This is a genomic window from Nitrososphaerota archaeon, assembly GCA_011605775.1.
GTDB lineage: Archaea > Thermoproteota > Nitrososphaeria > Nitrososphaerales > JAAOZN01 > JAAOZN01.
In genome coordinates, this window is the sequence record JAAOZN010000092.1 from 29,450 (window position 1) to 42,929 (window position 13,480).

The following is a 13,480-nucleotide window of genomic DNA, read 5'->3' on the forward strand; positions in this document are numbered from 1 at the left end:
GAGGGTTAAATACCGCCTAAGACAAAGTGGATGGCAGCAGATTGGGCATAACCTACATCGTAGGTAGGGTTAAAGGACCTTTAGGCGAAGAGGAGGTTCGGTTTTTAGTAGACAGCGGAGCGACCTACACCCTATTACCTGAGAAGGTCTGGAAAAGCATAGGGCTCAAGCCGATCAGAGAGCACGACTTCACATTAGCAGATGGAACGATCATCAGAAGGAGCGTATCAGAATGCTACATATCCCTTCCACAGGGCGAATGCCACACACCCGTTGTATTAGGCGAAGCAGACGACCAACCTCTACTAGGCGTCGTCACACTAGAAATATTGGGGCTGGTATTTAACCCATTTAAGAGATCTCTGCAACCTATGAAGATGCTTCTCATCTAAGGCAGAAGACCGCTCATAGCGGCTAATAGGATCAAGAGACTAAGAGCGAGGACCAAGACCCAAGCCCTCTTACTCCAGAGCAAGACCTTGCGGCCATCTAGGGCTGAAAAGGGTAGAAGATTAAATACCGCTATTATAGCGTTCACATAGATACCATATCCTAGTATAAGAGCGAGCCAAGATAGGTTGGGCGGTGTTAGCATCCGTGCAAGATAAAATACGCCTATGAGAACTAGGTTGGTCAACGGACCGCTTAAGGCAACCCTACCTATCACGTCAACCCCAGCTGAGCCTACAATAAACACAGCACCCGGAGCTATTATCTTCAGGGGCGAAACCACGCTTATCGCTGTTAAGAGAGCACCATAGGGCTCGAGCCTAAACTCAGCCCAGAGACCACGCCTCCTAGCTGCTATGCGGTGCGCGACTTCGTGCAGCATAAACGAGGCTAAGAAGACCAAAGCTGTACCAAACATGACCCTTACATCGCTACGCCAACCAGCCAAAGATAACCCAACGAACAGAACAAGCAGCGAAGCCAAAGCGAAATGCTTGGCTTCAGTGGAGCTTAGCCGAGCTAGGTGAAAACCTCCGCCTCTTTTAATCGGAACGTAGTCTACCCTCCTCTCTTTCCTAGCTTCGCTCCAACGCTCTACAGGGGGTCTAGCCAACCAGATCTCTGGGCAGTTGTGGTTTTCTGGAAGCCTATGCTCAGAGCAAAAGGTGCCGCCACAATACCTACACCTATAGGGTAGTGGTTCAACCTTCCCGCAGATTTGGCAAGACAATACTATATCCGCCATTAAGTAGTGAGGAGGCTCTTCTTAAGCGCTGTGCTAAAGGTCCTCCGGTTCGATTAAGGGCACAAACGCGCATTCAGTTACATCTTTAACATCGAACTTATCTGCTGAAATCTTGACGAGCTTCTTAAGCGTCTGTGACCACGAGCCGCCTACGGGTATCAGCAGTATCCCCCCTTGCTTCGTCTGCTTCTTAAGATACTTCGGTATAGTCGAGGCTGCGGCTGTTACTACAACCCGATCATATATCTCATCCTCTGACCTAGGTGGGTAGCCTAGACATCCATCACCCAAAACAACCTTCACCACCCTATCGTAACCAAGAGAGCTGAGGTTGCGTAGAGCGAACTCGGCAAGCTCAGGGATACGCTCAACCGAGACCACAAGTCCCTCCGGACCTACGATCTCAGCCATAAGTGCGGCTGAGTAGCCGCTCCCACAACCCACTTCTAGAACCTTAAGGCCTTTCTTGAGCTCGAGCTCCTCCAGCATAATCGCGACCATATGAGGTGCTGAGATGGTCTGCATCGTTTTACCGAGAGGTAGGGGTGTGTCTAGGTATGCGTTCTCCACCTCATCTGGCCAGACGAACCGCTCCCTCGGCACCTTTAGGAAAGCCGCTTCAACCGCCTCAGACCTTATTAGACCCTCTTCTTTCAGGTTTCTAACAAGCATCTGCCTCTGCTCCTCAAAGGACCTCAATCTACCCAATTCATCCACATCCAGCTAAGAGCCGAACCAGCGTTCAAGCGTTTCAGACGACCTTTCTTCGGCTTCTCTCAGCTTATTCAGAGCGGACCTCACACGATCTTCTGAGAAGCTGTGCTCGCCGCAAAGGAAGTCTATGATGCCCTCCTCATCAACCCTCCCCCATTTAACCTCGATCTTGGAAGTGACCCTAGGGTTCAGAAAGATCGACCTAATCGCCTCATACTCTACTTCAGCCAAAGCATCCTTGATCTCAGGTATGTTTTCAAGCCTACCATACTGCTTAATATACTTCAGCGCCTTGGCTGGACCAATACCCTTGAAACCGTCTGGATTGAAGTCTGTGCCCACAAGTATGCCTAGGTCTATGAGCTGCTCCCTAGTCAAGCCGAGCTCGCTCAAAACACTTTGAAGCGTGATCTCTTCAGGCTCGATCTCGATGTAGACAGGCTTATTCGGAAGCTTCCTCCTACCAGAGATCGTTACATTCCTAACAAGACGTGGTGCACCGAACAGGAGTGAGTCATAGTCTTGGCTCGCTGTATGTGTGGCAACACCTATCTTAGTTAGGTGTGCTGCTGTTGCTTCGCCCTCAGAAGGAGCCTCAACCCAAGGTATGCCCATCAGATTAAGAAGCGTCTTGGTATCCTCTACCATATAGTCTTTAATGATTGAGGTCAGTTGAGCATACCTTCTCGCAGCCTCATAATCGCCCCTAGCAACAGCCTCAGCATACTTAAGAGCAGCCTCCTCCTTAACACGCCTCCTACGCGCTATCTCAGCAGCCTTAAGGCTTGGGGGCTGACCGTCTAAGATGTAAATCGGCTTGATACCTAAGGATAGTAGGTTCACGTTGCGGTAGAAGAGCCCACTAAGGTGGCTAGTCACCCTTCCGCTCCTATCTCTAAGCGGCTCACCTTGCTCACCGCGTATCACAGCTAAGAACTGGTAGAGGGCGTTATACGCATCTACCGCAAGTATGCAGCCTCGAAGCTCCTCGAGCTTAAGCCTCTTTTTTGGCACTATATCGCCTAAGTCTACTCCCATACCTCTCTAAGATAGGGTCTGGATAGATTTATCTTTGGCTCTAACGTTCTTGTATGTAGTTGGTAGGCTGGCGCTGTGAGAACTGCAACTATCTACATATATCGACCAGCATATCTGAGCGCATACCTTCTAGATGCCCAGTCTGCGGCTCAAAAAGACTCAAGATACACAACGAAGATATACCGCACACAAACCTAAGCAACTACATAAGAAGGCTCTCCCGGTTAAAGCTGCTAAAAGCAGATGAAAGCGAAGAGGAGAGAAGGAAACTGAGAGAGGAAGGCATACACGTGCTTGTAGAAGACGAGAGCAGAGGTGAGCTAAAAGAGTATCTGACAAAAGAAGAAGCGGCAAGATATTTGAAGATGGTTAGAGAATACGATGCTGCCCTCGCTGTCTTGGGAGGGGCGGTGGTAATAGTGGAGAAGAACTCAAAGATCCGAGGGTTTGTTGGCATAAGCGCTGCGAAGCTGCACGAGTTATTTGAGGCTGCTGGACGCTAACCTACTCTGGCTGATACGGCTCTATGGCCTCGATCCTCCTCTTATCCTTACCGACCCAAGTTACACTTATTAAACCAAGTATCTCGAGCTTCAGCAAGATCCTGTTAAGTGTAGACATAGTCACCTCGAACCCACTTTTGGTTAGATCATTCAGCAGATCAACGTCTGTAAGATTCCTTGCTTGTTTGATCTTTTCATAAACGACGTTCTTGAGTAGAGGCTTCAACTCAGACTCCTCTATTTAGCCCCTTAAAATAGAGTCGAGCAGCACTATTTAAGTGTAGAAGGTCTTCGAGGCGCCTCCTACCTTACTGTTAAGCACTTGATTCAAAGAGTTGTACCACGATTCAACCTCCTTCGTTATAGATGGTCTGACCTTATTTAAAGCGTGCTGGAAGTCAATCAACCTAACTACGGTTGACTCATCACCTGTCCTTAATGCGTGGAGACCAGCCTCCCTGACCAGCGCCTGTAGGTCTGCGCCCGAATAACCTTGTGTCTGTTTGGCAATTTCCTCTAACTTAACATCCTCGGCTAGAGGCATCTTAGCCGTGAGTATACGTAGCACCTCCAATCTACTTGCTTCATCTGGTGGGGGGACATAAACCAAAAGGTCAAGCCTACCCGGTCTTATAAGTGATGGATCTATTAGGTCTGGTCTATTGGTAGCTGCAACAACAAACACTCCAAAAGTGTTCCTCACGTTGTCCATCTCTGTCAGAAGCTGACTCAAGATCTTCTCTGATGCGTAATATTCATCCAAAGACGACCTTGATCTAGCAATAGAATCCACTTCGTCAAAGAAGAGTATGCAGGGCGAAGAGAGCTTGGCTTTACGGAAGATATCCCGAATAGCCTTCTCAGACTCACCAACCCACTTGGACAACACCTCAGGGCCACGTATGGTGATAAGATTGGCACCACTCTCATAAGCCAAGGCGTGCGCCAGCATCGTCTTCCCACAGCCCGACGGACCGTACAGCAATACACCTGAGGCAGGGGTTATCCCGAGCTTCTTGAACCGCTCTGGGTGTTTGATAGCCCATATCACGTTTTCTGTCAAGGTATGTTTCACCTTATCCAACCCACCTATGTCGCTCCATCTGATCTTAGGCGACTCAACATAGAACTCCCTCATAGCGCTAGGCACTATCTGGTTCATCGCCTCTCTAAAATCAGAGAGCGTCACAACCATCTTATCAAGGATCTCAGGCGGAACCCTCTTGCTCTCAAGATCTATATCTGGGATGTATCTACGCAGCGCAAGGAGCGCCGCCTCTTGGCAGAGTGCACGTATATCAGCACCCGTGTAACCGTGAAGCGAGGCGGCAAGAGCCCCCAAATCCACATCATCAGCCAGAGGCATGCCCCTAGTGTGAATCTGTAGTATTTCAAGCCGTGCTTCTTGATTAGGTACGCCTATCTCGATTTCCCTATCAAATCTACCGGGTCTGCGTAGCGCAGGGTCTAGTGATTCAGGCCGGTTGGTTGCGCCGATTACTATGACTGAGCGCCTCTCCGATATGCCATCCATGAGAGACAGGAGCTGCGCGACTACACGCTTCTCTACATCGCCTATAACCTCTTCTCTCTTTGGGGCTATAGCATCTATCTCATCGATGAAGATTATACTCGGCGCGTTTTCAGACGCCTCCTTAAAGATCTCACGCAACCTAGCTTCACTCTCCCCATAATACTTATTCATAATCTCAGGCCCGCTTATACTAAAGAAGCAAGCCTCACACTCATTAGCCAACGCTCTAGCGAGCAGAGTCTTACCACAGCCAGGCGGACCATACAGCAGCACACCAGAAGGAGGCTCGATGCCCAAGCGTCTAAAGACTTCAGGGTGTTTAAGGGGCAGCTCCACGATCTCTCTTAAACGTTTGATCTCCTTGCTCAAACCACCTATATCATCAAAAGTAACACCAGACACCCCGCCTGCAACCTTGGTTGAGTCGAGGTATATCTCCACAGACGACGCGTCATCAAGCACGACAAACCCCTTAGGATTCGTCTCTATGACTTTGAAGGTGACAGAGTTGCCTAGTATCATAATGCTAACATTCTGCCCCTCTACTAGGGGCATACCCTTGAGCCGGCTCTTAATGAACTCGGAGAAAGCTTCATCGACCACAAGCTTAGCGTCAGTAGGAGCGAGCTTAACAGATCTGGCGACTTTGGTCTGAGCCCTTCTTACTATAGCGTAATCGTTAAGCGAAAGCCCAGCGTTTCTCCTTGTCAACCAATCCAGCCGGATTATCTGACTATCCTGCTCTTCTTCATCGAGCGACCAGGCTATTGCAGCGGTGCTCTGCTTACCCACTATCTCCACTACATCACCATCCTTTATGCCCAGCATATTCATGACGAGCGGTGGTAGTCTTGCTCTGCATTTAGCAACATCTCTATGCTTCGCCTCAACGACCTTGAGCCTTATAGCATCTAGGCCTCTTGATCGCCCCAACTTCAGGTACCTATCTACTGCATCCAGCCGTCTTAAGATAAGCTTTATCGTCTTAGAGCGAAGTTGAAAAGCGGCTTACGCCTATAACATCAACTTGGCTTACGTGTTCCACCTCTTTGATCAATGACTCAAGCTTATCCAGAATACCCTCTTCCTCTGTAACCTTCACATCTAGTATTAGAGCTGAGAGCCCGAAAGCGATAGGCTCCTGAGTCCGTCTTAGAAGAGTAGAGCCTTGAGGGAGCTTACGGTCGATCTGCTCGGCAAGCTCGTCCAAAGGCACAGAAACATCGTCAGGAAGCACCTTTAATCTGACAAGCACACTACCCAATCGAGTAAACCCCCTACGGTCCTTCGAAACCGCATTTTATGCATCTATATGGTCTGAAGAAGACTCTACACTTCTCGCATCGCCAGATTAAGACCTCACCGCAGTCCGGGCAGTAGAACTTCACCGCTTCTTCACTAGGGGTTATAGGTTTATTGCAGGATGTGCAGATTGGTAGCTGTATCTGAGACATACCTGCCTTCCTCAACCATACAAGCCTTATAGTAAATATACTTTTGGTTTGAGAACTCTCTTCAGCTAGAATTAAGATGTATAAAATGCCCTAATTATCTTCCATTTTTAGCGCAGAGGCGCCTTTGAGCACACTTTAGTTGCTGATTAGTAACAAGGGTTGCGTAATATTACAATAGCAAGGTTTTAATCTTAAAGCACGGTAGCTGCAAACAATGTCACAAAACTACTGCCCCGAATGCGGCGGAGCGATGACATATGAGACGTCAACTAAAAGGTATATCTGCACAAGCTGCGGACTTTACTTAACGAAGGAAGAGATTCTGGATCTTAAAGAGAAGCGGCGACAAGAACTCTCTGAGAAGAAAAAAAGGAAGCAGGAAAGAGACGAGTATCTTGAATGGTGGTTGTCGAAGAAGAAGTAAACTAGCTCCGCTTCCTCGGAGAAATTAGCGAAAAGAGTTGGTGTCTAACGAGGCTTCGGTAGATAAAAGAATCTTAATGATGTCAGCATCGACTTTCATCATTATGCTAGGTGCAGGTATAGTTGTACCTATCTTACCTAAGTATGCCGAAAGTTTCGGAGCATCTTATATGTACATTGGTTTCACCATTTCAGCCTTCGGCTTAGCTAGAATCATTACCGATATCCCGTCCGGAACACTTTCAGATAGAGTGGGTAGAAGAGCTAGTCTACTCATCGGCACAATCCTATTCGTAGCAACCGGTCTACTAGCTGCCTACGCCACAAGCATAGAATATCTTATTGCAGCAAGGTTCCTTCAGGGCGTAGGTGCGGCTATATACACAACCTCAGCCTTAGCTTATGTAGCAGACATCCTACCTTCAAGTGGGAAAGGAAGGTACTTAGGCTACTACCAGAGTAGCTTCTTCTTAGGCTCAGCATTCGGACCAACACTCGGAGGCTTATTGGCGAGTGTAGGAGGGCTTAGGCTCCCTTTCCTCACACTTTCAGCAATATCTTTAGTGAGCGCTCTAGCAACCTATATGGGCATTACAACACCCACCTCTGCGAAAGACGTGGTATATAGGCGGGGAAGCGTCCTATCGATCATAACCGCGACCTTGCGTAGTAGAGCTATGATCGTTTCTTGTGTAGCCGCTGCTACTACTTTTATCTTATCTACAGCGATCAGGTTTACTCTTTTACCAATCTACTCTGAGAAGGCTCTTAATTTAAGTGAAGTCGAGATTGGATGGGTCTTAACCCTAATAGCGTTGGTGAATTTTCTCATGATGAGAAGATCAGGCTCAGTAGCAGATAAACTCGGAGCGGGGCCGACGATGATCTACGGCTTTATCCTATCAGGTTTAACAACGGCCCTTTACCCCTTCTCCTTTAACCTACCGGTTCTCCTTGCAATATCTGCTTGGTTTGGTGTCGCAACAAGCCTAATTATGCCAGCTCAAGTCAGCTTGGCTGTTGAATCCTCTGATCCTAAGCATCGGGGTCTATCTATGGGGATCTACAGGATCTTCTCTGACATCGGGCTTATCATCGGACCGCTGCTTTCAGGACTCTTAATAGAATATTTGCCAATCGCTTACGCCTTCTACTTCATCGCTGGCCTATGCTTCTTCATCTCCTTATTCATCTACTTGTTGCAAAGGAGTGCTTGATTCGATTCACTTATTGAAGATTACCTACATCCTTATCACATTCATCTCTTTAAGCCTTTGAAGTATCTGCTGCACCGTCTCCTCACGCATATTAAGCCTATCTGAGAGAACCCTTGCTGCCCAAATGTTACTGTTAAGGATGTGGTAAGCGACGATTCTCTCCTTCAGAGATAGGGGTTTCCCCTGTATGATTTCTTTAGCCACTCTTATGACACTGCACCTCAGCTGGAGAAGCGCCGCCTTCTCTTTTTCCAACTCATCCAGCCTTCGGTCTATATCTGCCACCAGCTCAGCGTATTCGTTGATTTCGCTTCTTTGACTTCTTTTCGCAAGGAGTGTGTCAAAGCGCTGCTCAAACTCTTCAAGCAGCTCATTCTTCTTAGGGTAGCGGATGTTCTGAAACGTTATGATCTGCTCTGTATAGAGATCGGGGGAGAATTCTATGCTGAGAGATACGCTCTTAGCCAACTCGTAGACCCTCCTATCAGGACCGTATGGGCTCGAGGCTCTTGTCGCTTCAACTATTTCAGCAGCCTCCATGACCTTCAGATGCTTCGTTACAAGCTGCTGGTTTATTCCGAGGTCGCTAGAGAGCTCAAGCGGGTAGCTTGGTTCGTGTGCTAGCCTCCTTATTATCTTCCTTCTAATAGGGTTTTCCACCACATTTAGGACTTGGTCAAGCGCTACTTGCTGGTTCATTTGCAGATTAGAGTATGGTAGAGCAACATTTAAATAGTTTACTACCGGAGGTTGTATACCAGGTGATGTATATGGCGGCAACAGCTATTCCTGCAGTAACACAAACCGGGCAACCTGTTCTCATACTGAAGGAGGGCAGCACCGAAACCAGAGGACGAGCTGCGCAGCGTAACAATATCTTGGCTGCTAAGTTGATAGCTGAGATCGTCAAGAGCTCGCTCGGTCCACGTGGTATGGACAAGATGCTAGTCGACTCACTTGGAGACGTGACCATAACGAACGACGGCGCCACTATGCTGAAGGAAATTGATGTTCAGCACCCCGCTGCTAAGATGCTCGTTGAAGTCGCTAAGGCTACCGACAATGAGGTTGGTGATGGCACAACTTCTGCCGTTGTGTTGGCTGGCGCGTTGCTAGAAAGGGCTGAGGAGCTCATAGCGAGAGATGTGCACCCCACACTTATCGTAGACGGATACAGAAAAGCCGCAGCAAAGGCGCTAGAGGTGCTTCAAAACATCAGCATAAAGATCTCACCAGAAGACAGAGAGTGGCTCATTAAGGTGGCTAAAACAAGTATGCAGAGCAAACTGGTCGCAAAGGAAGCAGTCGATCTAGCTAACCTAGTGGTCGAAGCCGTGCTTGCCGTGGCTGAGAAGACACCAACAGGCTACAAGGTTGATGCGGATAACATCAAGGTGGACAAGAAGCCAGGTGGCTCACTCAAAGACACGAGGTTGATTAAGGGTGTTGTGTTGGATAAGGAGGTTGTGCACGCTGGGATGCCTAAGCGGGTTGAGAACGCAAAGATAGCGCTCATAAACGCACCCTTTGAGATAGAGAAGACCGAGTTCGATGCGAAGCTGAACATCACAGACCCCACTATGATGAAGAAGTTCTTGGACGAAGAAAACGCGCTGCTAAAGAGCATGGTGGACAAAGTCGTAGCCACAGGCGCCAATGTTGTTATATGCCAGAAGGGTATCGACGACGTCGCCCAGCATTATCTCGCGAAGGCAGGTGTGCTCGCTGTAAGGCGCGTAAAGGAGAGCGATATGACAAAGCTCGCCAAAGCTACCGGAGGCAGGGTTGTAACCAACTTTGACGACTTAACGGAAAAAGACTTGGGCTACGCTGACCTGGTTGAGGAGAGGAAGATCGAGGAGGATAAGTGGGTCTTTGTCGAGGGCTGCAAGAACCCCAAGGCGGTCAGCATATTGATAAGAGGTGGCTCTCAGAGGGTTGTGGATGAAGCTGAGAGGAGCATACACGACGCAATCATGGTGACCAAAGACGTCATAGAGAAACCAGCAGTTGTAGTGGGAGGAGGTGCGGCTGAAGTTGAAGTCGCACACCAAGTCCTCAAGTGGGCTGAAACGCTCTCTGGTAGGGAGCAGCTGGCAGCCCAGAAGTTCGCAGAAGCATTAGAGAGCCTCGCAATAACGCTTGCGGAAAATGCAGGTATGGATCCGATAGATGTGCAAGTCGAGCTAAGGGCTAAGCACGCAGAGGGTCAGAAGTGGTTCGGAGTTGACGTTAAGGAGGGTAAGTTAGCAGATATGTATAACAAGGAGGTCTTCGACCCGCTCGTTGTAAAGGAGCAGATCATAAAGGCGGCTACCGATGCTGCCAGCATGATTCTGCGTGTCGACGATGTTATTGCTGCGGGTAAGATGAAGGAAACCAAACCGCCTAAGCCGAGCGAAGAAGGCGGTGGTGGAGAGGAGTAAAAGGGGAGGTGGATGAGTATGGCGGCTGGTCAACCCATACTCATACTGAAGGAGGGCAGCAGCGAAGCCAAAGGCAGAGAAGCGCAGCGTAACAATATCTTGGCTGCTAAGTTGATAGCTGAGATCGTCAAGAGCTCGCTTGGTCCACGTGGTATGGACAAGATGCTCGTAGACTCGTTAGGAGATGTCACGATTACGAACGACGGTGCGACCATACTTAAGGAGATCGATGTTCAGCACCCCGCTGCTAAGATGCTCGTTGAAGTCGCTAAGGCTACCGACAATGAGGTTGGTGATGGCACAACTTCCGCTGTAGTCTTGGCTGGTGCGCTTCTTGAGAAGGCTGAGGAGCTTATAGCGAAGGATGTGCACCCGACGCTCATCGTAGACGGATATAGGGCTGCTGCTGAGAAGGCACTCGAGATACTTGACAAGATCGCCATAAAGATAGACCCGTTGGATAGAACGTGGCTTGAAAAGATCGCTACCACAAGCATGCTCACAAAGATGGTCTCCGAAGAGAGCAGGTACCTAGCGAACCTCGTAGTAGATGCTGTCCTAACCGTAGTCGAAAAGACACCAACAGGCTACAAGGTTGATGCGGATAACATCAAGGTTGAGAAGAAGCCGGGCGGCGCTCTTAGCGACACGAGGTTGATTAAGGGTGTTGTGTTGGATAAGGAGGTTGTGCACGCTGGGATGCCTAAGCGGGTTGAGAACGCAAAGATAGCGCTCATAAACGCACCGCTCGAAATAGAGAAGCCCGAGTATAGCGCCGAAATCAGAATAAGTGATCCCTCTCAGATCAAGAAGTTCCTAGACGAAGAGACCGCGATTCTTAAGGGGATGGTTGACAAGATCAAAGATATCGGTGCGAATGTCGTCATTTGCCAAAAGGGTATCGATGATGTTGCTCAGCACTTCCTTGCGAAGGCCGGTATACTTGCAGTGAGGCGTGTAAAGGAGAGCGACATGACAAAACTCGCTAAGGCTACTGGAGGTAGAGTAGTAACAAACCTCGACGATCTAACACCAAACGACCTAGGCTATGCTGAGCTGGTTGAGGAGAGGAAGGTTGAGGAGGATAAGTGGGTCTTTGTCGAGGGCTGCAAGAACCCCAAGGCTGTGACCATCTTAATCCGAGGCGGCTCTCAGAGGGTTGTGGACGAAGCTGAGAGGAGCATACACGACGCAATCATGGTGACCAAAGACGTCATAGAGAAACCAGCCTTGGTCGCGGGCGGCGGAGCACCAGAGGCTCAGCTGGCATACGAAATCAGAGAGTGGGCGAATAAGCTTTCTGGTAGGGAGCAGCTAGCAGCCCAGAAGTTCGCAGAAGCATTAGAAAGCATCCCTCTAACGCTGGCTGAAAACGCAGGTATGGACACTATAGACACACAAGTTGAGCTGAGAGCAAAGCATGGAGAAGGCAAGATCTGGTATGGCATAAGCGTCATGGATGGCGGCGTAGCAGACATCTACGAGAAGGGGGTCTTCGAACCAGTCAAGGTAAAGGAGCAGATCATAAAGTCAGCTACCGATGCTGCCAGCATGATACTACGTATCGACGATGTTATTGCTGCGGGTAAGATGAAGGAAACCAAACCGCCTAAGCCAGGCGAAGAAGGCGGTGGCGGAGAAGAGTTCTAGCCCCACCTCATTATTCTAAACCCTACCTTTTTATTTATTCAAGCCAAACCGTTTTGTTCTGGAAGGGTGTTCGGAAACCCTTCTGAGGTTGTGCATCCGGATACCCTAGGTAGATGAAGCCTAGCAGATATTCTCGATCACTTAAGCCGAAGAAATCCTTAACCTTCTTCCGATAAGCAGCTTTACCTGTCCTCAGGATCGCACCCAACCCTGGTGCGTGAGCCGCCAACAGCATATTCTGAATGGCTGCGGAGGTTGCGACGATCTCCTCTAACTCGATCACATTCGGATCTTGCTTTGGCGAAGCCGCAACCGCTATTATCACAGGTGCTCTTAGTGGCCTCTGCTTCTCCGCATCGATCTTAACCCTACTTTCCTGAGAGTTTGGATCAGCCAGCTCTTCCGCTAGAGCCTGTGCCATGACCTCGCCTAGCTTCTCTCTAGCTCGACCTGTTAGGACGAAGAATCTCCAAGGCTCTGTGAGGTGGTGGGTCGGAGCCCACGTTCCAGCATCAAGAATCTTTTCAATAAGCTCCCTTGGTGGGGGATCGGGTTTAAACCGGCTTATACTTCTTCTCGTCTTTATGGCTTCAAACACATCCAACTGAGTCACCGAATCTTTTATAGCGATTCCTTAAGATATAAGAATATAGCCTACTTGATTGAGCGTTGAGCCTGCTTGCTCTTAATGTATTCGGTTATCACCTTCTTCTGCGCCCTCCTAAGCAGCTCTGATAAAGTGGGTGGGGACAGCTTGAGCATAGAAGCCAATGAGTGCAGATCTATTCTCCTCGGTTGATCAAAGTAACCCAGCTCGTAAGCCAAGAGCAGAACCTCCTCCTGCCTCTTTGTCAACATATTCGGGGTTCTGGCACGCTCTATCTTCTTAAGGGCAAATCTAACACCCTGCCTCTCAAGCTGATTCAGCAGTTTCTTAATAGAGGATTTATTCCCAAGCATCAGCCAACTTATAGTGCCGTCTCGATTTAAAGTAGATGAAATTAAGAAGCAGCCTGACGACGCTAGAACCCTACAGGCTGAACAGGTATGTGATATAAGCGAACCTGTGATCCTACCATCCTTTACACCTATAACTTCAAGCCCCCTTATACTAGGGTCAGACTTAAGTTCCTTAAGAACAGCCTCCACCTGATCCTCTGGTACAAGTATCTCGAAGAGCTCTTGAACAGCACCGCCCCTCTTAACTGGCTTACAGTCTAAGATCTTCACCACAGCCTGGTACTTCGGTGAAATATTATGTATCCAAGCCCTCTGAGGCGTTATCGAAAGTTCGACTTCGAACATTCCCCTAACATATTAGCGGGA

Annotated in this window: 16 protein-coding genes; 6 read left to right on the forward strand and 10 right to left on the reverse strand. The window is 48.8% G+C overall.

What is annotated here, in order from left to right; translation table 11 throughout:
* The first annotated feature begins 41 nt into the window (after positions 1-41).
* The gene (locus HA494_08330) at positions 42-392 is read left to right on the forward strand and encodes an aspartyl protease (protein ID NHV97768.1); all 351 of its coding nucleotides are present in this window, start codon (positions 42-44) and stop codon (positions 390-392) included.
* On the opposite strand, the gene HA494_08335 is transcribed toward HA494_08330, so the two are convergent.
* From HA494_08335 to HA494_08345, 3 genes are read right to left on the reverse strand one after another with little or no spacing between them, the layout of a single operon-like run.
* Positions 389-1,195: a hypothetical protein gene (locus tag HA494_08335; protein NHV97769.1), complete on the reverse strand. Its 807-nt coding sequence runs from the start codon at positions 1,193-1,195 to the stop codon at positions 389-391. The two genes, HA494_08330 and HA494_08335, sit on opposite strands and share 4 nt — an antisense overlap.
* Before the next feature lie 33 nt (positions 1,196-1,228).
* Complete coding sequence (locus tag HA494_08340; protein ID NHV97770.1) at positions 1,229-1,894, reverse strand: protein-L-isoaspartate(D-aspartate) O-methyltransferase; 666 nt, start codon at positions 1,892-1,894, stop codon at positions 1,229-1,231.
* A 24-nt stretch (positions 1,895-1,918) separates the two neighbouring features.
* Positions 1,919-2,947: a flap endonuclease-1 gene (locus HA494_08345; protein ID NHV97771.1), complete on the reverse strand. Its 1,029-nt coding sequence runs from the start codon at positions 2,945-2,947 to the stop codon at positions 1,919-1,921.
* 59 nt (positions 2,948-3,006) lie between these two features.
* On the opposite strand from HA494_08345, the gene HA494_08350 reads away from it, so the two are divergent.
* Positions 3,007-3,450, forward strand: coding sequence for a hypothetical protein (locus HA494_08350; GenBank protein ID NHV97772.1), 444 nt, complete (start codon positions 3,007-3,009; stop codon positions 3,448-3,450).
* 1 nt (position 3,451) lies between these two features.
* On the opposite strand, the gene HA494_08355 is transcribed toward HA494_08350, so the two are convergent.
* Genes HA494_08355 through HA494_08370 form a run of 4 tightly spaced genes read right to left on the reverse strand, consistent with a single transcriptional unit; the run spans position 3,452 to position 6,438 of the window.
* Positions 3,452-3,676: a hypothetical protein gene (locus HA494_08355; GenBank protein NHV97773.1), complete on the reverse strand. Its 225-nt coding sequence runs from the start codon at positions 3,674-3,676 to the stop codon at positions 3,452-3,454.
* A gap of 48 nt (positions 3,677-3,724) precedes the next feature.
* The gene (locus tag HA494_08360; GenBank protein ID NHV97774.1) at positions 3,725-5,917 is read right to left on the reverse strand and encodes a CDC48 family AAA ATPase; all 2,193 of its coding nucleotides are present in this window, start codon (positions 5,915-5,917) and stop codon (positions 3,725-3,727) included.
* A 52-nt stretch (positions 5,918-5,969) separates the two neighbouring features.
* A complete protein-coding gene (locus tag HA494_08365; protein NHV97775.1) occupies positions 5,970-6,248 on the reverse strand; it encodes an elongation factor 1-beta in 279 nt (92 codons plus the stop codon).
* A gap of 13 nt (positions 6,249-6,261) precedes the next feature.
* A complete protein-coding gene (locus tag HA494_08370; protein ID NHV97776.1) occupies positions 6,262-6,438 on the reverse strand; it encodes a DUF1610 domain-containing protein in 177 nt (58 codons plus the stop codon).
* Between the two features lie 214 nt (positions 6,439-6,652).
* On the opposite strand from HA494_08370, the gene HA494_08375 reads away from it, so the two are divergent.
* Both HA494_08375 and HA494_08380 read left to right on the forward strand, forming a co-directional pair.
* Positions 6,653-6,862: a hypothetical protein gene (locus HA494_08375; protein NHV97777.1), complete on the forward strand. Its 210-nt coding sequence runs from the start codon at positions 6,653-6,655 to the stop codon at positions 6,860-6,862.
* A gap of 37 nt (positions 6,863-6,899) precedes the next feature.
* Complete coding sequence (locus HA494_08380) at positions 6,900-8,078, forward strand: MFS transporter (GenBank protein ID NHV97778.1); 1,179 nt, start codon at positions 6,900-6,902, stop codon at positions 8,076-8,078.
* A gap of 24 nt (positions 8,079-8,102) precedes the next feature.
* Here HA494_08380 and HA494_08385 read toward each other — a convergent pair whose 3' ends face one another.
* Positions 8,103-8,858: a helix-turn-helix domain-containing protein gene (locus HA494_08385; protein ID NHV97779.1), complete on the reverse strand. Its 756-nt coding sequence runs from the start codon at positions 8,856-8,858 to the stop codon at positions 8,103-8,105.
* Here HA494_08385 and HA494_08390 point away from each other — a divergent pair.
* Positions 8,849-10,504 (forward strand): thermosome subunit, encoded by a 1,656-nt coding sequence (locus HA494_08390; GenBank protein NHV97780.1) that lies wholly within the window; start codon positions 8,849-8,851, stop codon positions 10,502-10,504. The two genes, HA494_08385 and HA494_08390, sit on opposite strands and share 10 nt — an antisense overlap.
* 18 nt (positions 10,505-10,522) lie before the next feature.
* A complete protein-coding gene (locus HA494_08395; GenBank protein ID NHV97781.1) occupies positions 10,523-12,154 on the forward strand; it encodes a thermosome subunit in 1,632 nt (543 codons plus the stop codon).
* 34 nt (positions 12,155-12,188) lie between these two features.
* Here the strand turns inward: HA494_08395 and HA494_08400 are convergent, their stop codons facing one another.
* The gene (locus tag HA494_08400) at positions 12,189-12,758 is read right to left on the reverse strand and encodes a nitroreductase (protein ID NHV97782.1); all 570 of its coding nucleotides are present in this window, start codon (positions 12,756-12,758) and stop codon (positions 12,189-12,191) included.
* A 50-nt stretch (positions 12,759-12,808) separates the two neighbouring features.
* A complete protein-coding gene (locus HA494_08405) occupies positions 12,809-13,459 on the reverse strand; it encodes a hypothetical protein (protein NHV97783.1) in 651 nt (216 codons plus the stop codon).
* Positions 13,460-13,480: the final 21 nt, after the last annotated feature.